Origin of the sequence: Phytohabitans sp. LJ34 (assembly GCF_052068095.1) — a bacterium.
Taxonomy (GTDB): domain Bacteria; phylum Actinomycetota; class Actinomycetes; order Mycobacteriales; family Micromonosporaceae; genus Phytohabitans.
The window spans coordinates 194,083-216,523 of sequence record NZ_JBQHDG010000010.1 but is presented as its reverse complement, the minus strand read 5'-3'; the positions used below and the strand labels follow the sequence as shown (position 1 = coordinate 216,523).

Here is a 22,441-nt window from a genome sequence, read left to right as displayed (position 1 = left end):
ATGCGACGTCGCACCATCCTCGGTGGTGCGGCGGGCGCGGCCGCGCTCACCGTGCTGTCCGCCCGCCCCGCCTCCGCGGCGCCATCCGCCGCCACCGGCACCCCGAACACCGCGCTCAACACCCTCTTCAACACCTACGGCAACTCCGGTGTCGGCTGGACCGGCGCGGACAGCACTTACTCCACACCGCTGCCCGGCGGCCGTCGACTGTGGATGTACTCGGACACATTCCTCGGCCCGGTCAACCCGGACCTCAGCCGGCCGCTGGACACGCCGTTCCTGCGCAACTCGATGATCGTCCAGGATGGACAGCGGCTCACCACCGTGCACGGCGGCACCCGCGACGAGCCGACCACGCTGCTCGCCCCGGCAAGCGGGGACAACTGGTACTGGATCGGCGCCGGCATCGCGGTCGGCGGGGTGCTCCACCAGACTGTCGTCGAGTTCGGCCGTACCGGCACCGGGCCGTGGGACTTCGCCTGGATGGGCACCCACGTCGCGCGGATGTCCACGGGCCGGCTCAACCGCGTCATCGACCTGCGGCCGCTGCCCTCCGGCGCCGAGATCACCTGGGCCGCGTGGCTCCAGCCGATCGGCAACCACCTGTACGTGTACGGCGTCGAGGACCGGGGCGCCAGCAAGTACATGCACGTGGCCCGGGTGGCCGGGCGGGACCTGCGCGGCCCGTGGCAGTTCTGGACCGGCTCCGGCTGGTCCACCGCCGAGGCCGACTCGGCGCGGGTCATCGAGGGCGTCAGCAACGAGTACAGCGTCACCCCGTGGCGCGGCAAGTGGCTGCTCGTCACGCAGGACACCACCGAGCTGTTCAGCGCGAAGATCGTCGGGTACGTGGCGGACAGCCCCACCGGTCCGTTCACCGGCAAGACGCTGCTCTACACCACGCCGGAGACGGGCGCGCTTGGCACGTACGGCAACGCCAACGTGTACACGTACAACCCGCACGTGCACCCGGAGCTGAGCACCGACCGGCGCCTGCTCGTGTCGTACAACGTGAACAGTTTCAACGGCGACGACCTGTACCGGGACGTCACCATCTACCGTGGACGGTTCGTCGACGTGACGCTGGCCTGAGCCGTCAGTCGAGCCGCGGCAGCTTCTGCGGGTGGTCGAGCAGGTCGCGGAAGAGGTCACCCCTCTCCGCGACCCGATCCACTATGGAGCGGATCGTGAAGGCGTCCGGGCGCAGCGCGGGGTCGTCGAGCTCATCCCAGTCGATGGGCGCCGACGCCGGCGCGCCCGGCGCCGGCCGCGGGCTGTACGGCGCGACGAGCGTCTTGTTGACCGCGTTCTGCGTGTAGTCGAGCCGCGCCCTGCCCTCCCGGTCCCTCTTCTCCCACTTCCAGCTCACCAGGTCCGGCACCACGGCGCCGACGGCGCGCGACAGCTTCTCCACCCAGGCGCGGGTGGCCGTGAAGTCCGGGCCCTGGGCGATCGGCACCCAGATCTGGATACCCCGCCGCCCGGTCACCTTCGGCCCGGCGCGCACACCCACGTGTTCCAGGGCGGTGCGGTGCAGGCGGGCCAGCGTCAGGATGTCGTCCCAACCGGTGTCCTCGCCGGGGTCGAGGTCGATCAGCGCCCACGAGGGACGGTCCGGACGGTCCACCGTGGAGGTCCAGGCGTGCCACTCCAGCGCCCCGAAGTTGGCCGCCCACACCAGCGCGGCCGGCTCGTCGACGACGAGGTAGGTCCGCGTCTCGCCCGGGTCGGCGTCCGGGTTGTCCCAGCGGGGCAGCCACTCCGGCGCGTGGTGGGGCAGCTCCTTGTGCCAGAAACCCTTCGTCTGCGCGCCGTTCGGGAAGCGGTGCATGTTGAGCGCCCGCCGCCTCAGGTACGGCAGCACGGTGGGCGCGATCCGGGCGGTGTACGCGAGCAGCTCCCGCTTGGTGACCGGCGGCTCGCCCGGAAACAGCACCTTGTCGAGGTTGGTCACCTTGAGCTGGCGGCCGAAGACGTGCCACACGCCGCCGGCGGGCCGCAGCTCGTCCAGCTCGCGCAGCGCCTCGTCGCCGGCCGGGTCGGCGGAAGCCTTGAGCGGCACGGCGGCGCGGGCGGCCGGCTGGTCGGAGCGCCACATGAGCTCCGGATCGGCCTTGACCTCGTCGTTGGTGCGGCCGCTCAGCACCGACCGCGGGTGGTCCTCCGGATCCCAGCCACCCCGCGCGAACTCGTCCTTCTTGTGCAGCAGCAGCCACCGCTCCCGGTCGCCGTCCTTGCCGGTGCGCACCAGCACGAAGCGGCCGCGCAGCTTTTCGCCGAACATGTCCAGGTGCAGCTCGCCGCCGGCCAGCGCCCGCCCCGGATCCTCGACACCCTCGGCCGGGCGCCAGGTGCCGGCGTCCCACACGATGACGTCGCCGCCGCCGTACTCACCCGACGGGATGATGCCCTCGAAGTCGATGTACTCGATGGGATGGTCCTCGACGTGGAAGGCGGCGCGCCGGGCTTTCGGGTCGAGCGTCGGGCCCTTGGGCACCGCCCAGCTCGCCAGCACGCCGTCGACCTCCAGGCGGAAGTCGTAGTGCAGGCGCCGCGCCCGGTGCCGCTGCACGACGAACCGCGGCGCGCCCGGCTCAGGCCCGCCACCGTCGCCGGAGGGCTCGGGCGTCCGGGCGAAGTCGCGCTTGCGCCGGTACTCGGCGAGCGTACCCATGGATCCTTTTTACCCAACCACGACGGCGGCTACCGCGCGTATGGTGGGCGGGTGGTTCTACCTCGGCGGTTGGCCAGGATCAACAGGGTGGTGAGCAACCGGGTCCTCGGCCCGCTCGCCCAGGTGCTGCCCGGCTTCGGCATCGTGGTCCATCACGGCCGCCGCAGCGGCCGCGAATACCGCACCCCGGTCAACGTCTTCAAGACCCCCGACGGGTACGTGGTGGCGCTGACCTACGGCGTCGGCGACTGGACCCGCAACGTGCTCGCGGCGGGCGGCTGCCAGATCGACATCCGCCGCCACCCGGTGCGCCTGACCGACCCCCGCCTGGTCCACGACCCGACCCGCAAGGCGGTCCCGCTGCCCGTCCGCCCCATCCTGGCCGCGATCGGCGTCAAGGACTTCCTCCACCTCCGCCCCGCCCCCTGACCGATCTGGGCGCGACCGTTGACAATAGTTAGCGCTGGCGTGAACTATTAGAGGGTGAGTGGCGAGCAGGTGGACGAGCTGTTCGCGGTGTTGGCCGATCCGACGCGGCGGCGTGTGGTGCAGCTGCTCGGGGAGCGGCCGCGGCGGGCGGGGGAGCTGGCGCAGGCGGCGGGCGTTTCGGCGCCCGTGGTCAGCCGGCACCTGCGGATCCTGCTGGCCGCCGGTGTGGTGTCCGACGAGCGGGTGGCCGACGACGCCCGGCTGCGGGTGTTCCGGCTGCGGCCGGAGTCGTTGGTGGCGCTGCGGGCCTGGCTCGACCAGGTGCAGGCGCACTGGACGGAGCAGCTCGGCTCGTTCAAGCGGCACGTCGAAGGTCAGGGCAGGCGGCACGTCGACGGCCAGGGCAGGCGGCACGTCGAAGGTCGGGGCACGCGGCACCGCGAGGCCGCCGGAGGCGAGGGGGAGCGGGGATGACGGCGAGGTCCGCTACGGCGTCGGTGCACGTGGATGTGGATCCGGCGGTGGCGTTCGAGGCGTTCACCGGGGAGATCGACCGATGGTGGGTGCCCGGGCCGATCAACGCCTGGGACTTCGGGCGGGCGCTGAGCCGGCGGATCGAGCCCGGCGTCGGCGGCCGCGTGCTGGAGGTCTACGACGACGCCAGCGTGCTGGAGCTCGGCCGCGTCACCGTGTGGGAGCCGGGGCGGCGGCTGGTCTACCGCAGCAGCGTCGACGCCACCGAGGTGGATGTGCGCTTCGAGGCGGACGGTGGCGGCACGCGGGTGCGGGTCGAGCATTCGGTGCTGCCTGGCGGCGACGTCGACGAGGCGGCGCTCTTCTGGCCCAACGTCCTGCACTGGCTGGTGTCGTGGTGCCGCGTCCGCCACACCGATCCGCCGCCGCGGCGGCTCGGCCGGCTCGCTGTCGGCCTGTACTACCAGGATCCGCCGGCCGCCGCGCGCTGGTTGGCGGACGCCTTCGGGCTGCGGTCGTGGGACCGCGTGCCGGGCGAGGGCGAGCGTCCATCGTGGATCGAGCTGCACGTGGGCGACGGGGCGGTGCTGCTCTTCCCCGCGGACGGCAAGCCGGCGCCCGAGCCGGTCTCGCACACCGTCTGGGTGTACGTGGACGACCTCGACGCGCACCTCGCCCACGCGACCGCGCGCGGCGCGACGATCGTCACCGGCGTGACACAGCACGGGTTCCGGTCGTACGTCGCGGCGGACGTCGAGGGGCACCGCTGGACGTTCGTGCAGGCGTCGCCCTCCATGCGTGCGGCCGCGGAGGCGTGATGACGATCGAAGACGAGGTGCGCGCCTTCTCCGCCGTGCGCGACGAGGCGCTGGTGGGCAACGACGCGGCGCGGATCGCCGGCTACCTGACCGACGACTGGGTCTACGTCGGACCGGATGGCGTCACGCCGAAGGCGGACATCATCGGCTGGATCGCGTCGGGGCGGCTGGCACACCACAGCATGGGCGCGGTGGGCGCCGAGCGGGTGGCGCGGGTCGGTGACGACACCGTCGTCGTCTCGGCGCGCAAGGCCAGCTCGGGCACCTGGGACGGCGTGGCGTACACGGCCGACGAGTGGATCAGCGAGGTCTACGTGCGGGTGGCGGCGCGGTGGCGCTGCGCCTTCAGCCAGAAGTCACCGGTCGGGTAGCTCGGCTGTACTTCTCCCAGGCGTCGCGGAGCGGCGTCCAACCGCCGCGCTGGTGCTGACCCCGATCGTGCGGACGGGCACGTTTCAGCCTCGCCTGAAACCTATTGCCGGGCCGCTCCCGCGCGCCGGATCCTCGGCACCATGCCCGTGACGATCCACAAGCGTGTCACCTGGTCGGAGTACGTCGACCCGATGCACCGGGTGCACGCCGCCTCGGACCCCGTGCCCAGCGCCAACCCCTGGAACCCGACCGTCGGCGTGTTCATCCACCACCGTGGCCCGGCACCGCTCGGCGGCGGCGACTACGTCACGGAGGAGGACTGCCTGGAGGACATCGCCAACGTCTACATGGACCACGTGTCCGACGACGAGTTCAACGGCGACGTCGCCTACAACTTCTTCGTCTGCCAGCACGGCAACATCTACGAGGGCCGGGGCTACGAGCGGGGCGAGGCGAACTCACCGGGCTACGTCGGTGAGGTCGGCCGCAACACCGGGTTCTACTCCATCTGCGCGCTGATGCAGACCAACCACACCGCCAACGAGCCGCTGCTGCGCACGTTCCGGGCGCTCATCCAGCACCTGCGGACCGAGGCGCCGCGCCCGACCGGGCTGCGGATCCTGCCGCACTCCTTCGAGAACCCCGCGACGGTGTGCCCGGGAAACATGCTGATGTACGCCAAGGAGGGCTCGACGATCGACCCCGCCGCGCCCTGGATCGGGGTCGGCGACCTGCACGTCTACAAGGCGCAGCGCTGGGTGAACTCCACCTACGCCGGCGTCGCGCCGGGATACGTCTGGTGCCCGGAGAACGGGCGCACCGGCTGGTCCACGGTGCTCTCCTTCACCCAGGGGCTCCAGCACGAGCTGGGCATCTCGCCGACCGTGCAGAACTTCGGGCCGGGCACGTTCAACGCGGTCAAGGCCCGCAACAAGCTGCCCAACCAGGAGACCAACGGCAACCTGATCCGGCTGTACAACGGCGCGCTGTTCGCCAAGGGCTACTGGGCGTCGGTCGACCAGGGCCAGTGGACCGGCGACTCGCAGGAGTCCTTGGAGACGTTGTACGGCCACGCCGGCCTCTCCTACGCGGACGCGACGATGCGGCAGAAGATGTGGCCGCACATCGTCAAGGCGCTGATGCGGATGGACCAGTTCCGCCTCGTGCCCGGCGCCGACCCGGAGATCCAGAAGATCCAACGCCGCCTGAACGTCCGCTACGTCGCCAGCGTCGGCATCCCCGCGATGAGCCTGGTGCCCTGCGACGGCATCTACTCCCGCGACGTCCAGCAAGGCCTGATGATGGGGCTCCAGTACGAGCTGGGCCTGGACGTCAACGCCATCAACGGCAACTTCGGGCCGGGCACCCAGGCCGGGCTGCGGGGGCGGGGCTCCGGCACGCTCACCGGCGACCTGCGCTACATCTTCCGGTCGGCGTGCTACTTCAACTCGCCGACGTACGTGCGCGAGGGCAACATCTACACGCCGCTGAGCTACCTGGCCAGCGACATCGGCACCGACGTCGGCACCGGCACCCACATCGGCTGGGTGCGCGCCTTCCAGGACTTCTCGCAGATTCCGATCACGGGCACCAACGACTACACCACCTGGGCGCAGCTGCTGGTCTCCTCCGGCGACACGACCCGGCCCGCCACCGGCTGCGACTGCATCACCGAGATCACCGCCACGCGCGGCGCCCAGCTGTACGCCGCCGGCTACCGGATCGTGGGCCGGTACCTCGACGAGCACCTCCCGCCGACCGACCCGTACTACCTCGGCAAGGCGCTGAAGCCCGGCGAACCGCAGACCATCCTCAACGCCGGCCTGCGCTTCTTCCCGCTCTTCCAGTACAACGGCCGGCAGCTCGCCAACTTCACCTTCGACAAGGGGTACGACCAGGGCACGAAGGCGCACCAGAAGGCCGTCGAGCACCGCATCCCGCCGGGCACCTGCATCTACTTCGGTGTCGACTACGACGCGATGGACGCCGAGATCGACAGCAACGTCAAGCCGTACTTCCAGGGCGTCAAGGCCGCGCTCGCCGAGCTGGGCAACCGGTACACCTTCGGCACGTACGGCTCCCGCAACGTGTGCAGCCGCATCGCGGAGGAGGTCGGCGCCCGCTGGTCGCTGGTCTCCGGCATGTCATGGGGCTTCTCCGGCAACCTCGGCTTCCCGATGCCGGAGAACTGGGCGTTCAACCAGATCCGGGAGTTCGAGTTCCAGCCCGGCTGGGGCCTTGACCACGACGTCTGGCGGCAGGGCGCCGACCCCGGCGTGTCCACCCTCGTCACCGCTTAGTGAGGTCATGAATGATCAGCCGACGCACTCTTCTCAGCGCCACCGCCGGTGCCGGCGCACTCGCTCTCGTGCCCGCCGCGGCGGCCCACGCCGCCCCGGCCGGAAGCACCTCCGCCAACGGCTGGCGGATCGACCCGGCCGCCATCGCCAGGTACCGGATCGAAGGTTCCATGGCCTCGGTGGCCCTGCGCAAGGGCGTCGTGGCGGCGGTGCTGTTGCACGTCGCGCGCCGCTGGCACTACGAGATCGCGCCGCTGGACACGGGGGAGGGCGGCGGGGTCGCCGGCTACACCGCGAAGCGCGCCGTGCGGGCGACCTACGAGTCCAACTACTTCTCCGGCACGGCCGTCGCGCTGCACCCCACCGCGTACCCGGTGGGCGGCAGCGAGGGGCTGTGGCCGTACCACGAGGTGATCGTGCGGGACATCCTCGTCGACTGCGAGGGCACGGTGGTGTGGGGCGGTGACCTGACGCCGGCGAAGGCGTCGCACTTCCAGATCGCCGCCCGCCCCGGGGACCGGACGCTGGCGCGTGTCGCCGGGCGGCTCGACACCAGCAGCCAGGCCGTGTTCACCGCCCAGACGGCGGGCAACGTGGCCGACCCGGCGACGCCCGAGCGCCGGGAGAAGGCCCGGAAGCTACCCCGCCCGCGCTGACGGGGGAGCGGGCGCGGCGCCCAGCAGCGCCGCGCCCAGCGGGGTGATCGTGTGCAACACCGCCTTGCCGGCCCGGCTGCTGTGGATCAGCCGGGCCTCGCGCAGCACCGCGGTGTGCTGGCTGATCGAGGCCACGCTCACGCCAACGTGGCGGGCCAGCTCCGACGTGGTGCGCCCCTCGCCGATCGACTCCAGCACCGACGTGCGGGTCTGCCCGATCAGGGCGGTCAGGTCGGTGTCCGCGGCGCGCCGGCCCAGGCCGAGCCGGACCTCGTTTTCCACCGGGTAGACCAGCACCGGCGGCAGCGTGGGATCGCGCAGGACGTCGGGTGAGTCCCACGACAAGTACGACGGCACGAGCAGCAGGCCGCGGCCGGCCAGGTGCAGCGACTGCTCGTACCGCACGTCGATCTCCAGCACCGGGGGCCGCCAGCGCATCATCGGCCGGTAGCTGTGCAGCAGGCCCTCGCAGCCCTCCTCCAGCAGGATCCGCGCGCGCCGGGACCGGTCGGCCTCCACGGCGGCCCGTGCCTCCGGCCAGATCGGCTCGACCACCGCCGCATGGTGCGAGCGGATCGCCCCGGCGAGGCGCTCCAGCGTCTCCCGGTCGCCCTCGGCGAGCCGGCGCATCCAGGCCGGCGTCGGGCGGCCGAGCCGGGCCAGCGCGGACATGTCGGTGCGCAGCCGGGACACCGGCGTGGAGAGCACCGCGTCGAGCCCGGCCGGGAGCCCGTGCCGGCCCTCGGCCGGGGTCAGGAAGTCGGGATAGTAGCCGAACTGCACGAGCGGGAGCAGCAGCTCGAGGTCGGCCCGCCGGCTGGCCCGCAGCGCGTGTGCCCGCCACCGCCCGAACACCGGCGCGGGTCCCGGGCGGCGCAGGCGAAACAGGCTGAACACCGTCTCCCACAAGGGATCCGGACTGCCGGCGACCCGGACCCGGCCAATGTCGTCCGGCGTGAAGTAGATGCGGATCACGTCGGCCCCCCGTCGACGCCCAGCTATCTCGCGCGCACTGACGTGAGTGTATGTGTACGGCGCCCAGACCCGGCAGTCGTCCGAAAGGCCATCACCACCAGGAAGTGCACTCGAACACGTCGTAGTCGTTCCAATCCGGACCTTCGTACCCGTACCCGTAGCAGGCCCGCAGCGTGCGGGTCCAGCGCGCCATCGGGGTCCACTCCTGGGAGCTGTGGCCGATCGGGTGCGTGTAGAAAATCTGGCCGTCGTTGGACTGGAGGAACGTCGTCGTGCCGTACCGCGCGTTGCCCGGCTGCGTGTGGCGGGTCCAGGCCCCGCCGCAGGCGCCGGAGAAGCGCAGCTCGACGCGGATGCCCGTCTTGGCCGCGGTGAACTCGCGCACCGGCTCCGCCCCCGTGCACCCGTTAGTCTGGGGGTTGACCCCGTCGCACCCGTAGCACTGCGCGAGCGCGGGCGGCGCGGCCACGACCGGCGCCACGGCGCCGATCATCACGACCATCGCCAGGTACGCGACGGCCCGCCGTCTTACCCCGGTCAGGACCATGATTCCCTCCGATACGCCTGGTGGTTACCTCAGCGCGGACAGCATCGCGATCCGTGAATACGGAGGACAAGACGTTTAAACCGAGGCCGAAGTGTCGGACCCGGCTGCCAGACTGGCGCGGTGACGTGGTCACCGGGCTCGGCGGCACCGGGGTGGCGCACCCGGTCGGCAGCGCTCCGTCTCCTCCGACCAGAGCGTTCTAGTGAAGCTCAAGGGGCGACCTTGACGGGTGTCGATGGGTGACGCATTGTCGGAGGATGCGAGGCCTGCGCTCCACTGTGGTCACCCGTCGTCTGCTGCCGGCTCTGCTGGCCGCGACCCTGCTGCCGGCGGCGGCGTTCGCGGCGCTGGTCGTCGCGATGCCGGGGGCGAGCGCGACGTCGCGGGCGGCGGCCGCCATGGACACCTGGCTGCCCAGCGGCAGCATCCTGCCGCCGGTCTCGCCGACGGCCTCGTCGCCCACGCCGAGCCTGCCGCCGATCTCGCCGTTTCCACCGGGCCCGCCGTCCAACCTGACGGCCACCGCGGTGACGACCGGGTCGGTGACGCTGAGCTGGACCGCCTCGACGCGCGGCTGCTGCCCTATCGCCGGCTACGAGATCACGTACTACCAGGCGTTCAACGACATCGTCTGGATTCAGCAGGTCGGCAACGTGACGACAGCGACGGTCACCGCGAGCATCACGCGCACGAAGCAGTACACGTTCTCGGTGCTGGCGCGGGACGACATGGGCCGCCGCTCGGCGACGTCGAACACGGTCACCGTCGTCACGCCCAACACCGACACCGGCGACACCGTCCCGCCGTCCGCGCCGGGTGGCCTGACCGCCGTCAGCGCGCCCACCGGCTCGACCGCCCAGCTCAACTGGACCGCGTCGACCGACAACGTGGGCGTGACCGGGTACGACGTGTACAGCTTCGACGGGCTCTTCAACTCGCGGCTCGTCGCCACCGTCACGGGCACCACGCACACGGTGCCGCTCTCGGTGGGGCGCAACGTCTTCTACGTGCGGGCGCGGGACGCGGCGGGCAACCTGTCGGCCGCGTCCAACAGCGTCAACGTGGCGGGCTTCCCGAACACCTCGACGAGCCCGCCGGTGACTCCGGGGGCGTGCACGGTCACGTACACCAACCAGTCACAGTGGACCGGCGGCTTCGTGGCCTCGGTGACGATCCGCAACGCCAGCACGTCGCTGGCGATCAACGGGTGGACGCTGACGTTCACGTTCCCCGGCGACCAGCGGATCACGTCCGCGTGGAGCACCCGGGCGACGCAGACCGGCGCGCTCGTCACCGCGCAGCATCAGGACTGGAACGGGAACATCCCGGTCGGCGGCAGTGTCACGTTCGGCATGCAGGGGACGTGGACGGGTAGCAACGCCGCGCCGGGCGCGTTCACCCTCAACGGCACCGGGTGCGTGGTCACCGCCTGAGGCGTGTGCCTGTCACGGCACCGTGCGGACGCCTCCAACATGGACGGTGGCCGACGTCGTCGCCGCACCCGGGTGCGGCAGTCCGCGTAGACGCGGCCCCGCGTTGCGCTCCTGCCGCACGACGCCGCCGTCGTCGGAGGCGGTGGTCGGGTCAGCCCGGCCCGGCGCGCGAACCTCTACTCAGCGGCGGGGCGCCGGGCGGATCTTGAGCAGGTCGCCGGGCTGGCAGTCGAGCGCCTCGCAGAGCGCGGTCAGCGTGCTGAAGCGGATCGCGCGGGCCCGGCCGTTCTTGAGGATCGACAGGTTGGCGAGCGTGATGCCGACCTGGGCGGAGAGCTCGGTCAGGCTCATGCCGCGGTCGGCGAGCAGCTTGTCGAGATGTACCTCGACGCGGTGGTCCTCCTCGGGCGGCATCAGATCACGCCGTCGAGCTCGACCCGCATGCGCAGGCCGCGGCTGACCACCTCGGCGATCGCCAGGAACGCGACGCCGACCAGCCACCAGCCGCTCCACACGAAACCGCCGGCCGCTCCGTCGACGATCGGGCCGACGAGGGCCTTGAACGCCAGCGCCTCCACCACGTCCGCGGCGATGCCGCCGATGATGACGGTGGCGCCGAGCTGGCGCAGCAGCCGCACGTTGCCGGCGGTGAAGGGGTCGCCCCGGCGGGCCTGGCGGACGATCCGCACCAGCAGGAGCAGCATCGCGGCGACCACGCACTTGGTGGGCAGCGACGTGCCCACGTGCAACAGGGACTGGGTCGCGGTGGGCTCCTCGACCAGCGCCCGCACGTGGGCGGACGCGTCGACGCTCATCCCGTCGGGCAGGCGGTCGGGCCCCGCGAGCCGGCCGGCCTGGTCGAGCGGCACCCACACGGTGAACTGGGCGCTGGGTGCCGTGACGACCTGGACCACCGCCGCCACGCCGACGAAGAGCAGCCCGGCCACCAGGCCGATCCACAGCAGGCCCAGCCAGTGCAGCCGGGCCACGCGTTGCTGGATGGTCATACGGGACACCTCCCTTATCGATAGTCGATAAGGGAGGCGGCCGCTGTCAAGTCACCGGGGCGGGTCGGCCGACTTCCACGCCGGCAGGGGGAGCGGCCGGTCGAGCAGGAACGCGCGCACCAGGCCTTCGTACAACACGGGCTTGTCGCTGGCGACCGCGTGGCCGGCGCCCTTCACGTACACCAGCGTGGACTCGGGGAGCGTGCGCTTGTAGTCGTAGGTCACGGCCCACTTCTTGTAGTCGCCCTCCGCGCGCACCACCAGCGCGGGCACGTGTACCGCGCGCAGGGCCGGCCGCGGGTCCGCGACCGTCTCGGCGTCCGTGCTGGTGAACTGGTTGACCCAGAAGCCGGGCGCGTTGGCCGGCGGGGTCAGCGGGGGAGCGCCGGGGTACTGCGCGGCCGGCGCGGCGGTCTCCAGGATCTGGCGCAGCATCTGGTCCGCCTCGGCGTCGGTGAGCAGCGCGTGCGCGGCGCGCGGATTCAGGCCCTGGAGCAGGGTGGCGGCGAGGAACCGGGGCCGGTAGGCCAGCGCGTCGATCTCGTCCTCCTGCGCCGGCGTCAGCTTGTCCCAGATGTCACCGGTCTTCCCGTCCGGAAACGCGCCCTCCCACAGCGCGCCCGGCGACGTGAACACCACGCGGGCCACCCGGTCGGGATGGGCGGCGAGGTAGTACGCGGCCAGCGTGGCACCCCACGACGCGCCCATCAGGATCACCCGCTCCGCGCCGATCGCCTGGCGCACCGCATCGAGGTCGGCGACGTGGCGGGCGACGGTGTACCCCTCGGGGTCCGCGAGCCGGGTGGAGCGGCCGGCGCCGAGCTGGTCGTACTCGTACACGTCGAACCCGTCCGCCGCCAGCGCCCGGTCCATGCCGTCGATGCCGTCGCCCGGCGTGCCCGGTCCACCGTGGAGGACGATGACCGGCGTGGGGCGGCGGGTGCCGCGGGCGGGCTCCATCGCGTACGCGAGGCGGGAGCCGGTCGGCAGGTCCCAGTAGCGGGTGCCGGCCGGCGCGGGTGCGGCGGTGCCGGTGGGCAGCGGCCGAAAGACGGTCACGGTGGCGAGGCCGGCGGTGGCGAGAGCGAGGACCCCCGCGAGCACGGCCGCCGCCCGGGCCGCTCGCGCTCGCCGCCGCGCGGTGCTCCCGCGGTCCGCGCCGCCCGACACGGTGGTCGGGCCGCCCGCCGCCCAGGTCCGGACGGTCGCGGCGGTCATCCCGGTCGGGCCGGTCGTCGTGGTCGGGCCGGTCGTTGTGCTCGGGACGGTCGCGGCGGTCGTCGCGGCCGCGCGCCGAGCGGCCGTCGTCGTGGTCGGGGTGGTCGCGCGTCGTCCGGCCGTCGTCGTGGTCGGGGTGGTCGGGACGGTCGCGCGCCGTCCGGCCAGGAGGGCGAAGGCCGGCCACGCGACCAGGAACGCGATCCCGGTCAGCGCGACCAGGCCGGCCGCGGCGAGGAGCGGGATCGCGGAGGTGGCGAGCGCGGTGCCGAGGAAGGCGAGGGCGCCGGCACCGAGGGCGAGCGGGGGCGCGAGGAGCAGCAGCGTGACGCCGGCGGTGCGGCGGAGGAAGGTGCGAACCATGCCTCAAACGCTATGCGGACAAAGTGGACTTTCCGTCGTGCCGCAGAACGGTTGTGCGACCCCCGCCGGCACCCGTCGCGCGGGGTGCGACCCCCGCCTCACGGCGGGGGCCAGCCGGGCTCGTCGACAGCGCGAGCACCGCGCGGCCCATGGTCATCGCTCGCGCCGAAAGAGATCGTGGTACTTCAGGCCCCCCATAGGGGGTCTCAAGTACCACGATCTTTTCGAGGGTCGCGACACGCGGGCTACCGCATGCCGGGGCGGATCAGCCCGGTCTCGTAGGCGGCGATCGTGGCCTGCACCCGGTCGCGGACGCCCAGCTTGCCGAGGATGACCGCGACGTGGTCCTTCACCGTGGCGGGGCTGATGCCGAGGGCGGCCGCCGCCTCCACGTTGGACAGTCCACGCGCGACCTGGCGGAGCACGTCGGTCTCGCGCGGGGTGAGCGAGGCGAGCCGGTCCGCGTCACCCGGGCCGGGGCCCGCCGCGAACTGGTCGATCAGCCGCCGCGTCACGCCCGGGTCGAGCAGCGCGTCGCCGCCGGCCACCACGCGAACCGCGTCGACGACGCGCTCGGGGTCGGCGTCCTTGAGCACGAAACCGGCGGCGCCGGCACGTAACGCCGCGAAGACGTACTCGTCGAGGCCGAACGTGGTCAGCACCACCACCCGCGTCTGTGGCACCTCGGCGGTGATGCGCGCGGTGGCGGTGAGGCCGTCGATGCCGGGCATGCGGATGTCGAGCACGGCGACGTCCGGCCGGAGCGCGACCGCCTGGGCCACGGCGGCCTCCCCGTCGGCGCTCTGCCCGACCACCTCGATGTCCGGCTCGGCCGCGAGCACGGCCGCGATGCCGGCGCGCACCATGGCCTGGTCGTCGGCCACCATCACACGGATCATGGCCCCATCATCCCGGCAGCCACACGGTCGCCGCGCCCGGCGTCGCCCCGGTGACCGCGCCACCGGCCGCGTCGGCCAAGTCGCGGACCCGCCGCTCGTCCACCGGCTCGTCCTCCGCTGCCAGCCCCCGGGTCGTCTCGGGCAGGCCGTCCGCGCGAGAGGGCGGGATGGGGTCCGCCTGGATGGGCCAGGTCGCGGCCAGGCGCACGCCGTCGGGCAGGTAGGTGACCGCGAGGGTGCCCTCGGCCCGGACCAGGGCATCGGCCAGCCGGTAGCCGGCGACCTCGATCTCGGCGGGCAATGCGCGGCGGGTGCCGGTGTAGCGCACCATGGCCCGGCGCCGGGCGGCGAGCACCGCGGCGCCGGCCAGGGTGGGTGGGGGCTCGTCGCCGCCGTCGCCGTCGGCGTGGAGGTCGGTCAGCAGGTCGCGCATCGCGGCGAGGCCGGCTCGGGCTTCGGCCAGCACCTCCGGGAGGTGGCCGGCCTCCGCGGCGACCACGGTGGCCGCCGTGTGCCGGCGGGCGGTGGCGCGTAGGCCGGCGGCGATCCGGGAACGCTCGGCTCGCGCGGCCGCCGCGGCGTCGCCCTCCACCGCCTCGCGTCTGCGTCCGCGCCGGCGTCGGCGGGCGCGCGTCCACACGCCGGCCGCCCAGGCCAGCGTTACGGGGCCGGCCAGCAGGACCGTGAAGATGGCCCAGCCGGCGACGACGTCGCCGGTCAGGCCGCTGACCATCACGAAGGCGTCTACGGCGGCGATGGCGAGCGGGGCCGGCCAGCCACGTCCTCGCCCCGCAGCCGGCGCCGCCTCCCGCCGGGCGCGGTCGATTCGCCGCGCGCCCCGCGCCGCCTTCCGCCGGGCGCGGTCGGGGCGTTGCGCGCGGCCGCGGCCGGCTGGCTGCCGGTAGGCGCCGACCGAGTAGGCGAGCACGAACTGCGCCCACAGCGTGTAGCCGAGCAGGTCGGTGCCCTCGGTCGGGGTCCAGCCGGCGCGTTCGGCGCCGAGCCAGGCGAGGAGTGCGGCGAGGTTGGCCAGGACGGCGCGCATCGGCGCCACCCGCCGCCAGCGCAGGGGAGCGGCGAAGAGCACGAGGAAGAGCAGCAGCAGCGCGGTGCCCGGGGTGGCGCGGCCGAGCGGGTCGGGCTGGTTGCCGGGCAGGAAGCCGGCGCCGACCGGCAGTGCCACCGCCAGCACGGTCAGCGCCCAGTCGAGCGCCGCCGGGCCGCGCCACTCCGGCCGCCGCCCGCCGGGCGGAGCGCCGATCGGCAGCACGGCCCGCACCCGCCACCCGCGCGCACCATCGGGACCGGCCGACAGCGGGCCGCCTGACAGTGGGCCGCCTGACACCGGGCCGCCTGACAGTGGGCCGCCTGACACCGGGCCGCCTGACAGTGGGCCGCCTGACAGCGGGCCGGCCGAAAGCGTGCCGCCCGACCGCGTGCCGGCCGCCGATTCTGTAAGCGGAGGCGCGCCGTCCGGGCCGGCCGATTGCGTGCCGGCCGCCGGCTTCGTGAGCGAGGGCGTGTCATCGGGGCCGGCCCACAACGTGCCGCCGGCGGCCTCGACGAGCGTGCGGAGGCCGGCGAGGCCTGAGCCGCTGCCGAGGTCGGGCGCGGTGGCCGTGCCACCACCGTCCACAACGGACACCACGAGCTCGCCGGCGGCTGCCTCCAGGGCTACGGTGACCGGGGCGCCGGCGGCGTAGCGGGCGGTGTTGGTCAGGGCCTCGCGGACCACGCGGTAGGCGACCGCCGCCGCCTCGGGGGGCACAGGTCTGTCCGGGCGCGTGTAGGTCACCTCGGGGCGCTCGGCGACCAGCCGCTCGATGCCCTCCAGCCCGCCGGCCCCGGCGATGCCTTCCAGCCCGGCCCCGGCGATGCCCTCCAGGCCGGCGCCGGCGTCCGCGGTGGTCCGGTCCGCTGCTCCCGGGGCCGCACCTGGCCGCCGTTTGTCGCGCGCGGCGCCCTCCTCCTCGATCTGGCCCTCGGCGGCGGCCGGGTCGATGCCGTCCGTGGAGATGTCGGCCAGGCGGTCGAGCTCCGTGAGGGCCTGGCGGCCGGCGTCGACGGCGTGGCGGGTGGCCTCGGCGGCCAGGGCGGGATCGTCGAGGCGGGCGGCGGCGGCCGTCGAGACCACGATGGCGGTCAGCCGGTGGGCGGCCACGTCGTGCAGCTCGGCCGCGAGCCGCCGCCGCTCGGCCGCCGCGGCGTGGCGGGCCATGCCCGCCGATTCGGCCTCGAACACGGCGACGGCCGCGCGGCCCGCGTGGCGGCGGCGCCGCGATCTGCCCGCGACCCAGATCACGGTCAGGGCGGCGAGGACGATCAGCCCGTACCCGATGACGACGCGGACCGATGTGTCGCGGAGGGCGACGGTGGCGGTGAGGGCGAGGAGGGTGGCGGCGGCGCCGGCGGCGGCGATGCCGGCCGTGCGCACGGCGGCGAGGGTGAAGAGCGCGACGCCCGCCGCGACGAACCCGAAGGGTGCCGACCAGCCCAGCCCCGCGCCCAGCGGCACGGCGGCGGCGAGGGTGGCGGCGAGCGCCGGGCCGGGCGCGGTGTGCCGCCACGCGAGCGCGCCGCAGGCGACCGTGGTGCCGAGCAGCGCCAGCACCACGGCGGCCGGGCGCACCGGCTCGTCGAGGAGCGCGGGGACCACCGGCCACCAGGCGAGCTGGGCCACCGCCAGGGCGGCGGGCGGCCACCAGACGCGAGCCGCCATCTACGGCACGAGGATGGTCTTGCCGTGCAGCAGCCCGGCCTCGGCGTCGTAGTGCACCTGGCGCAGCTCGGTGAGCGGGCGGGTGTCGGCGATGTCGACCCGCACGGTGCCGGCGTCGACGAGCGCGACGAGAGCGGCGAGGTCGGCGGTGTCGTTGCGCGCGACGAAGTATCCGGCGCGCACGCCGGCCGGCGCGGCCACCGGGCCGGTCACCGAGACCACCACGCCGCCGGGCCGCACCAGCGCCGCCGCCTCCTCGGCCGGGGCGGCCACCAGGTGGAGCAGCACGTCGACCGGCTCGTCGAGCGCGGCGGCGAGGGGTGTGGCGGTGTAGTCGACGATCTGGTCGGCGCCCTGCCGCCGGACCACGTCGGCGCTGCGCGGGCTGGCGGTGGCGATCACGAACGCCCCGGCGTGCTTGGCGAGCTGCACCGCGAACCCGCCCACCCCGCCGCCCGCGCCGTTGACCAGCACGCGCTGCCCCGGCTCGACGCGCGCGTGCTCGCGCACCGCCTGCCACGCGGTGACCCCGGCGATCGGGAGCGCGGCGGCGTGCGCGAGCGGGATGGTGGTGGGCGCGGCGACGAGCTCGCGGGCGCGGGCCGTCATGTACTCGGCGGCCGCACCGCCCCGGTCGACCCGCCCGACGACCCGGTCGCCGGGCGCGGGCGCGCTTACCCCCTCGCCGGCCGCCACCACCGTGCCGGAGACCTCGCCGCCGAGCGTCCACGGCAGGTCGAGCTCCATCAGCGGCCGCATCAGGCCGCGCCGCCACCCGATGTCGGAGGGGTTGAACGAGGTCGCGGCGACCTCGACGAGCACCTCACCCGCGCCGGGCGAGGGGCGCGGGATGTCCTCGACGCGGATGTTGGGCGCGCCGCCGTAGCGGTGGATTCGGATGGCTCGCACCCGAGGAACGGTACGGCCGCACGCCCGCCGACGCCACGAGCTGATACGCCGTTAGTGGCGCATCATTGGCGGATGACGCCGGACATCGACGCGTGGGCGGGCTGGCACCCGCGGGTGCTGGCGGCGCGGATGGACGGCTTCGCCGCACCCTGGTACGTGGCCGGCGGCTGGGCGGTCGACCTCTTCCTCGGCGAGCAAACCCGCCCCCACGAAGACCTGGAGATCGCGGTGCCGGCGGGCGACTTCACAGCCGTGGCGGAGCGCTTCCCCGAGTGCGGTTTCGCCGTGCCGCGCGACGGGGCGGTGTGGCCACTGTCCGATGAGGAGCTGCGGCGCGGCCACCAGACGTGGGCGTGGGAGCGGGCGGCGGGCGTGTGGCGGTTCGACGTCTTCCGCGAGGAGCGCGACGGCGACGGGTGGGTCTGCCGCCGCGACGCGCGCATCCGCCTGCCGTACGCCGAGGTGATCCGGCACGACCCGGACGGCATCCCGTACCTGGCGCCGGAGATCGTGCTGCTCTTCAAGGCCAAGGGCGCCCGCGACAAGGACGTGGCCGACCTGGAGCGGGTGCTGCCGCGGCTCGGCGGCGAGCGGCGGCGGTGGCTGGCGGACACGCTCGCGCTCGTACATCCGGGGCATCCCTGGGCGGGGCTCGCCGGCGGCTAGGCTGCACCTCAGAAATCGCCAGTGGGTACGCGACACTGTCCGCATACGTATGTAGAACGCGAGGGGCCGCCGATGACCCGGGCACCGACCAGCAAAGACGTCGCCAGGGTCGCCGGCGTCTCCCAGCCCACCGTCTCCCGGGCGCTGGCCGGCCACCCGCACGTCTCGGCGGCCACCCGCGACCGGGTGCGCAAGGCGGCCGAGGAGCTCGGGTACGTGCCGCAGGAGTCCGGCCGCGTCCTGCGCAGCCGCCGCACCCGGCGGGTCGCGGTCGTCTCCAGCCCGGACGATCTGCTCAACCCGCTTCACCCCCAGCTGATCGTGCCGCTGTACGACGCGCTCGCCGCAGCTGGCTACCGCACCACGCTCCTGGCCGAGACCGAGGACGCCGAGGTGCTCGCCCAGGTGGCCGACGGCTCGGTGGACGGCGTGTTGCTCGCCGCGACCCACATCGGCCCGGCCGTCGCCCGCCACCTGGCCGCGAGCGGCGTCCCGCACGTGCTGGTCGACCGGCTCGCGCCCGAGGCCGGGCACGCGACCTGCGTGGCCGACAACAGGCAGGGCGCGGCCGACATCGCCGCCCTCGTGGCCGGGCTGGGCCACACCGAGGTCGCGCTGGTGCTCGGCCCGCGCCGGCTGAGCACGAGCCTCGACCGGGAGACCGGCTTTCGCGGCGTGCTCGCGGCCGAGCCGGCGGTGCGCACCCGGGTGCTGCGCGGCGGGTACGACCACGACCACGCCACCGGCGTCGCCGCCGCGCGCACCCTGCTCAAGGCGGCCCGCCGCCCCACCGCGATCCTCTGCGCCAGCGACACGATCGCGCTGGGCGTGCTGCACGAGGCCCGGTCACGCGGCGTGGACGTGCCGGGCGAGCTGACCGTCACCGGCTTCGGCGACGTGCCGATGGCGGGGTGGGAGCCGTACGCGCTGACCACCGTCCGCCACGACGCCGCCCGGATGGCCGCCGAGGCGGTGCGGCTGCTGCTCGCCCAGCTCGACTCCACTCCGGACACCGCGGCGGCCGAGTCGGTCGTCCTCCACCCCGACGTGGTACTCCGCGACACGCACGCCCCTCCGCCCGCCTGACTCGCCCATTTCCGCCCCGCGATGATTTTTTTTCCTGTTTCGTGGGTACGTGGCGGTCGTTGCCACCGGTCACGAGCGGAGGAGACGGGCCCGTGGAAGACGCCTTGCGGATCGACGCCAGCTGGATCGACTACGTGCTGGTGGCCGTCTACTTCGCCGTGGTGTTGATGATCGGCCTCGCCGCCCGCCGCCGGATCTCGGACAGCCTCGACTTCTTCCTCGCCGGCCGCTCGCTGCCGGCCTGGATCACCGGCCTGGCGTTCATCTCCGCCAACCTCGGCGCGGTCGAGATCATCGGCATGTCCGCGAACGGCGCCCAGTACGGCATGCCGACCATGCACTACTACTGGATCGGCGCGGTGCCCGCGATGCTCTTCCTGGGCGTCGTGATGATGCCCTTCTACTACGGGTCGAAGGTGCGCAGCGTGCCCGAGTTCATGCTGCGGCGCTTCGGCACCGGCGCCCACCTGGTCAACGCGCTCAGCTTCGCGCTCGCCCAGGTGCTGATCGCGGGCATCAACCTCTTCCTGCTGGCCAGCGTCGTCAACAGCCTGCTCGGGTGGCCGCTGTGGGTGGCGCTGATCATCGCCGCGGTGATCGTGCTCAGCTACATCACGCTCGGCGGGCTCTCCGCGGCCATCTACAACGAGGTCCTCCAGTTCTTCGTGATCGTGGCCGCGCTGCTCCCGCTCACCCTCATCGGCCTGCACCGCGTCGGCGGCGTCAACGGCCTGATCGACAAGATCACCGACGCGCCGGGCGGCGGCGCCGAGCAGCTCAGCTCGTGGCCCGGCAACGACCTGGCCGGCTTCAGCAACTCGTTCCTGTCGGTGCTCGGCATCGTCTTCGGCCTCGGCTTCGTGCTCTCCTTCGGCTACTGGACCACCAACTTCGTCGAGGTGCAGCGCGCGATGGCCACCCACAGCATGTCCGCCGCCCGCAGCACGCCGATCATCGGGTCGTTCCCGAAGATGTTCATCCCATTCGTGGTGGTCATCCCCGGCATGATCGCCGGCGTGCTGGTCGCCGAGACCGCCGCGCTCAAGGCCGGCGGCGACGGCGGCGGCACCACGTACAACGACGCGATCCTGTTGCTCATCCGCGACGTGCTGCCCAACGGCCTGCTCGGCGTCGCGCTGGCCGGCCTGCTCGCCGCGTTCATGGCCGGCATGGCGGCCAACGTCTCCGCCTTCAACACCGTCTTCAGCTACGACCTGTGGCAGCGGTACGTGAAGAAGGACCGCCCCGACGACTACTACCTGCGGGTGGGCCGCCTGGCCACGGTGGGCGCGACGGTCCTGGCGATCGGCACCGCGTTCATCGCGTCCGGCTACGAGAACCTGATGAACTACCTTCAGACGCTCTTCGGGTTCTTCAACGCGCCGCTGTTCGCCACGTTCATCCTCGGCATGTTCTGGAAGCGGATGACCCCGACCGCCGGCTGGGTCGGCCTGGTGTCGGGCACCGCCGCCGCGGTCACCGTGTGGGGCCTCAACGAAGGCGGCGTCTACAACCTGCCCGGCCAGGGCGCCGCGTTCGTGGCGGCGGGCGCCGCCTTCGTGGTCGACGTGGTGGTCAGCGTGCTAGTCAGCCGGGCCACCGCGCCGAAGCCCGCGTCCGAGCTCAAGGGCCTGGTCTACTCCGAGACGCCCAAGGAGCAGCGCACCGACCCGATGGCAAGCCGGCTGCCCTGGTACCGCTCGCCGGTCAAGCTCGCCGGCATCTCACTCGTGCTCGTGATCGCCCTGAACGTCGTCTTCCGCTAGGAGTCCCGTCATGTCCAACACCTCCGGCACCGGCGGCCGCCCCGCGGCCCCGCACCGCGCGGGCATCTCCGACGTGCGCACCGTGATCGGGCTGCTGGTCGGCTTCTACGGCGTCGTCCTGGTCATCATGGGCATCGTCGCCGAGTCCGCCGAAGACCGCGCCAAGACCGGCGACGTGAACGCCAACCTGTGGGCCGGCCTGGCCATGCTGATCTTCGGCGTCCTGTTCGTCCTGTGGGCCTGGCTCCGCCCGGTCATCGTCGACCCCGACGAGACCGAACCCCCGCCGGACGACAATCCACCGCCGGTCGGCGGTGCGGGTTGACCACGATCACATTCCATCGAGCTACCACGACGTCCGCGGTGGTCCGGACCGTCGCTCCCGCGGCCTCACCCTCCGCCGTTGGTCACGGCGCCCATGGCGCCTCCGGCGGCCTGCGGGGATGATGTGTTCGCCGTCGACCTTGTTGGCCCTTTCGCCGTCCTGAATTCACGTTATTGTGCGTATCCCAACTATTGGCATGTCGGACACCGCAGTCGCCAAACAAATTTGGCATGATCGATCGTCGGTCGGGGCAGCAACTCCCCGGGCGGCCGCGAGATAATTGGTGCATGCGGCAGCTTCAACTATTCACGTCGGCCGCGCTCGCCGAAATGCGTGACCGTACCAAGTCGCGTAACTATTCTCCGGCGTGTGAGGAGTTTCGTCGCGAGCACAAACGCCACCGCGACTGGGGACTGGCCCAGCGCCATGGTGAGCGCATGCGTCGCCTGCGCAACAGCTCTCGTGCGACCCCGGCGGCAGGCCCGCACGAGAGCCGTCCACCGGAGCCAACTCGGCCCGTGGCCTCGGCTTCAGCGGCTGCCCCGCAGCGACACCCGGCACACGCGGCCGAGCGGGGTCAGCCTGCCCACGCCGCCGGGCAGGGCGATGGTCGCGGCCATACCGAGCCGTCCCAGCGGCCGATACCCGCGCCGGGTGAACACTCACCGGCGAGATCGCCGCTCCACTCATCATCGTCCGTATCCGGCCGAACTGCTTCTGCCCGTCGACCTGGGCCGCATTTCGTGCCGCGCCAACATTGCCGGCCGACCGGCTTTGCAGTTGCTGTCGCGTCGAGATTTGCTAT

General features: G+C 73.1%; 21 protein-coding genes. 12 read left to right on the top strand and 9 right to left on the bottom strand.

Annotation, left to right across the window (positions count from 1 at the left end; translation table 11 throughout):
- Positions 1-1,092: a DUF4185 domain-containing protein gene (locus ACTMTJ_RS19795; protein WP_441218624.1), complete on the top strand. Its 1,092-nt coding sequence runs from the start codon at positions 1-3 to the stop codon at positions 1,090-1,092.
- A gap of 4 nt (positions 1,093-1,096) precedes the next feature.
- Here ACTMTJ_RS19795 and ligD read toward each other — a convergent pair whose 3' ends face one another.
- Positions 1,097-2,674 (bottom strand): non-homologous end-joining DNA ligase LigD, encoded by a 1,578-nt coding sequence (gene ligD, locus ACTMTJ_RS19790; protein ID WP_441218622.1) that lies wholly within the window; start codon positions 2,672-2,674, stop codon positions 1,097-1,099.
- A gap of 51 nt (positions 2,675-2,725) precedes the next feature.
- Between ligD and ACTMTJ_RS19785 the strand changes: the two genes are divergently transcribed.
- The 6 genes from ACTMTJ_RS19785 to ACTMTJ_RS19760 all read left to right on the top strand — a co-directional run bounded on the left by ACTMTJ_RS19785 (position 2,726) and on the right by ACTMTJ_RS19760 (position 7,723).
- The gene (locus ACTMTJ_RS19785) at positions 2,726-3,103 is read left to right on the top strand and encodes a nitroreductase family deazaflavin-dependent oxidoreductase (protein ID WP_441218620.1); all 378 of its coding nucleotides are present in this window, start codon (positions 2,726-2,728) and stop codon (positions 3,101-3,103) included.
- A gap of 54 nt (positions 3,104-3,157) precedes the next feature.
- Positions 3,158-3,577 (top strand): ArsR/SmtB family transcription factor, encoded by a 420-nt coding sequence (locus tag ACTMTJ_RS19780; RefSeq protein ID WP_441218618.1) that lies wholly within the window; start codon positions 3,158-3,160, stop codon positions 3,575-3,577.
- Entirely contained in the window at positions 3,574-4,395 is an 822-nt protein-coding gene (locus ACTMTJ_RS19775; protein WP_441218617.1) for a VOC family protein, read from the top strand. Before ACTMTJ_RS19780 ends, ACTMTJ_RS19775 begins: the two co-directional genes overlap by 4 nt.
- Positions 4,395-4,766: a nuclear transport factor 2 family protein gene (locus ACTMTJ_RS19770; RefSeq protein ID WP_441218615.1), complete on the top strand. Its 372-nt coding sequence runs from the start codon at positions 4,395-4,397 to the stop codon at positions 4,764-4,766. The genes ACTMTJ_RS19775 and ACTMTJ_RS19770 overlap by 1 nt, the downstream gene beginning before the upstream one ends.
- A gap of 141 nt (positions 4,767-4,907) precedes the next feature.
- On the top strand, positions 4,908-7,067 hold the full coding sequence (locus ACTMTJ_RS19765; RefSeq protein ID WP_441218613.1) for a glycoside hydrolase domain-containing protein: 2,160 nt from the start codon (positions 4,908-4,910) through the stop codon (positions 7,065-7,067).
- A gap of 11 nt (positions 7,068-7,078) precedes the next feature.
- Positions 7,079-7,723 (top strand): hypothetical protein, encoded by a 645-nt coding sequence (locus tag ACTMTJ_RS19760; RefSeq protein ID WP_441218611.1) that lies wholly within the window; start codon positions 7,079-7,081, stop codon positions 7,721-7,723.
- Here the strand turns inward: ACTMTJ_RS19760 and ACTMTJ_RS19755 are convergent.
- Together ACTMTJ_RS19755 and ACTMTJ_RS19750 are read right to left on the bottom strand one after the other, a co-directional pair.
- Positions 7,706-8,698: a DUF5937 family protein gene (locus tag ACTMTJ_RS19755; protein WP_441218609.1), complete on the bottom strand. Its 993-nt coding sequence runs from the start codon at positions 8,696-8,698 to the stop codon at positions 7,706-7,708. The genes ACTMTJ_RS19760 and ACTMTJ_RS19755 overlap by 18 nt on opposite strands.
- A 91-nt stretch (positions 8,699-8,789) precedes the next feature.
- Positions 8,790-9,245 carry a DUF2690 domain-containing protein gene (locus ACTMTJ_RS19750; protein WP_441218607.1) on the bottom strand — a complete coding sequence of 152 codons (456 nt, stop codon included), beginning with the start codon at positions 9,243-9,245 and terminating at the stop codon, positions 8,790-8,792.
- 257 nt (positions 9,246-9,502) lie between these two features.
- On the opposite strand from ACTMTJ_RS19750, the gene ACTMTJ_RS19745 reads away from it, so the two are divergent.
- Positions 9,503-10,678 carry a cellulose binding domain-containing protein gene (locus tag ACTMTJ_RS19745; RefSeq protein WP_441218605.1) on the top strand — a complete coding sequence of 392 codons (1,176 nt, stop codon included), beginning with the start codon at positions 9,503-9,505 and terminating at the stop codon, positions 10,676-10,678.
- Between the two features lie 180 nt (positions 10,679-10,858).
- On the opposite strand, the gene ACTMTJ_RS19740 is transcribed toward ACTMTJ_RS19745, so the two are convergent.
- The 6 genes from ACTMTJ_RS19740 to ACTMTJ_RS19715 all read right to left on the bottom strand — a co-directional run bounded on the left by ACTMTJ_RS19740 (position 10,859) and on the right by ACTMTJ_RS19715 (position 17,793).
- On the bottom strand, positions 10,859-11,092 hold the full coding sequence (locus ACTMTJ_RS19740) for a helix-turn-helix domain-containing protein (RefSeq protein ID WP_441218603.1): 234 nt from the start codon (positions 11,090-11,092) through the stop codon (positions 10,859-10,861).
- Positions 11,092-11,685 (bottom strand): DUF2975 domain-containing protein, encoded by a 594-nt coding sequence (locus tag ACTMTJ_RS19735; RefSeq protein WP_441218601.1) that lies wholly within the window; start codon positions 11,683-11,685, stop codon positions 11,092-11,094. Before ACTMTJ_RS19735 ends, ACTMTJ_RS19740 begins: the two co-directional genes overlap by 1 nt.
- A 51-nt stretch (positions 11,686-11,736) precedes the next feature.
- Positions 11,737-13,266, bottom strand: a complete 1,530-nt coding sequence (locus tag ACTMTJ_RS19730; RefSeq protein WP_441218599.1) for an alpha/beta hydrolase — start codon at positions 13,264-13,266, stop codon at positions 11,737-11,739.
- A 245-nt stretch (positions 13,267-13,511) separates the two neighbouring features.
- A complete protein-coding gene (locus tag ACTMTJ_RS19725) occupies positions 13,512-14,165 on the bottom strand; it encodes a response regulator (protein WP_441218597.1) in 654 nt (217 codons plus the stop codon).
- A gap of 7 nt (positions 14,166-14,172) precedes the next feature.
- Positions 14,173-16,884, bottom strand: coding sequence for a histidine kinase (locus ACTMTJ_RS19720; protein ID WP_441218595.1), 2,712 nt, complete (start codon positions 16,882-16,884; stop codon positions 14,173-14,175).
- The gene (locus tag ACTMTJ_RS19715; protein WP_441218593.1) at positions 16,885-17,793 is read right to left on the bottom strand and encodes an NADP-dependent oxidoreductase; all 909 of its coding nucleotides are present in this window, start codon (positions 17,791-17,793) and stop codon (positions 16,885-16,887) included.
- A 72-nt stretch (positions 17,794-17,865) separates the two neighbouring features.
- Between ACTMTJ_RS19715 and ACTMTJ_RS19710 the strand changes: the two genes are divergently transcribed.
- From ACTMTJ_RS19710 to ACTMTJ_RS19695, 4 genes are all read left to right on the top strand, one after another.
- On the top strand, positions 17,866-18,459 hold the full coding sequence (locus tag ACTMTJ_RS19710; protein WP_441218591.1) for a nucleotidyltransferase domain-containing protein: 594 nt from the start codon (positions 17,866-17,868) through the stop codon (positions 18,457-18,459).
- Positions 18,460-18,531: 72 nt separating this feature from the next.
- The gene (locus ACTMTJ_RS19705; protein ID WP_441218590.1) at positions 18,532-19,545 is read left to right on the top strand and encodes a LacI family DNA-binding transcriptional regulator; all 1,014 of its coding nucleotides are present in this window, start codon (positions 18,532-18,534) and stop codon (positions 19,543-19,545) included.
- 92 nt (positions 19,546-19,637) lie between these two features.
- Positions 19,638-21,311 (top strand): sodium:solute symporter family protein, encoded by a 1,674-nt coding sequence (locus ACTMTJ_RS19700; protein WP_441218588.1) that lies wholly within the window; start codon positions 19,638-19,640, stop codon positions 21,309-21,311.
- 10 nt (positions 21,312-21,321) lie between these two features.
- The gene (locus ACTMTJ_RS19695) at positions 21,322-21,636 is read left to right on the top strand and encodes a hypothetical protein (RefSeq protein ID WP_441218586.1); all 315 of its coding nucleotides are present in this window, start codon (positions 21,322-21,324) and stop codon (positions 21,634-21,636) included.
- Positions 21,637-22,441 lie beyond the last annotated feature (805 nt).

What these genes read in the sequence shown, in the direction of transcription:
- ACTMTJ_RS19770 (WP_441218615.1), top strand. Translation starts at nt 4,395, where the DNA reads ATGACGATCGAAGACGAGGTGCGCGCCTTCTCCGCCGTGCGCGACGAG.
- ACTMTJ_RS19710 (WP_441218591.1), top strand. Translation starts at nt 17,866, where the DNA reads ATGACGCCGGACATCGACGCGTGGGCGGGCTGGCACCCGCGGGTGCTG.
- ACTMTJ_RS19775 (WP_441218617.1), top strand. Translation starts at nt 3,574, where the DNA reads ATGACGGCGAGGTCCGCTACGGCGTCGGTGCACGTGGATGTGGATCCG.
- ACTMTJ_RS19730 (WP_441218599.1), bottom strand. Translation starts at nt 13,266, where the DNA reads ATGGTTCGCACCTTCCTCCGCCGCACCGCCGGCGTCACGCTGCTGCTC.
- ACTMTJ_RS19695 (WP_441218586.1), top strand. Translation starts at nt 21,322, where the DNA reads ATGTCCAACACCTCCGGCACCGGCGGCCGCCCCGCGGCCCCGCACCGC.
- ACTMTJ_RS19705 (WP_441218590.1), top strand. Translation starts at nt 18,532, where the DNA reads ATGACCCGGGCACCGACCAGCAAAGACGTCGCCAGGGTCGCCGGCGTC.
- ACTMTJ_RS19750 (WP_441218607.1), bottom strand. Translation starts at nt 9,245, where the DNA reads ATGGTCCTGACCGGGGTAAGACGGCGGGCCGTCGCGTACCTGGCGATG.
- ACTMTJ_RS19725 (WP_441218597.1), bottom strand. Translation starts at nt 14,165, where the DNA reads ATGATCCGTGTGATGGTGGCCGACGACCAGGCCATGGTGCGCGCCGGC.
- ACTMTJ_RS19765 (WP_441218613.1), top strand. Translation starts at nt 4,908, where the DNA reads ATGCCCGTGACGATCCACAAGCGTGTCACCTGGTCGGAGTACGTCGAC.
- ACTMTJ_RS19720 (WP_441218595.1), bottom strand. Translation starts at nt 16,884, where the DNA reads ATGGCGGCTCGCGTCTGGTGGCCGCCCGCCGCCCTGGCGGTGGCCCAG.
- ligD (WP_441218622.1), bottom strand. Translation starts at nt 2,674, where the DNA reads ATGGGTACGCTCGCCGAGTACCGGCGCAAGCGCGACTTCGCCCGGACG.
- ACTMTJ_RS19735 (WP_441218601.1), bottom strand. Translation starts at nt 11,685, where the DNA reads ATGACCATCCAGCAACGCGTGGCCCGGCTGCACTGGCTGGGCCTGCTG.
- ACTMTJ_RS19760 (WP_441218611.1), top strand. Translation starts at nt 7,079, where the DNA reads ATGATCAGCCGACGCACTCTTCTCAGCGCCACCGCCGGTGCCGGCGCA.
- ACTMTJ_RS19740 (WP_441218603.1), bottom strand. Translation starts at nt 11,092, where the DNA reads ATGCCGCCCGAGGAGGACCACCGCGTCGAGGTACATCTCGACAAGCTG.
- ACTMTJ_RS19745 (WP_441218605.1), top strand. Translation starts at nt 9,503, where the DNA reads ATGCGAGGCCTGCGCTCCACTGTGGTCACCCGTCGTCTGCTGCCGGCT.
- ACTMTJ_RS19795 (WP_441218624.1), top strand. Translation starts at nt 1, where the DNA reads ATGCGACGTCGCACCATCCTCGGTGGTGCGGCGGGCGCGGCCGCGCTC.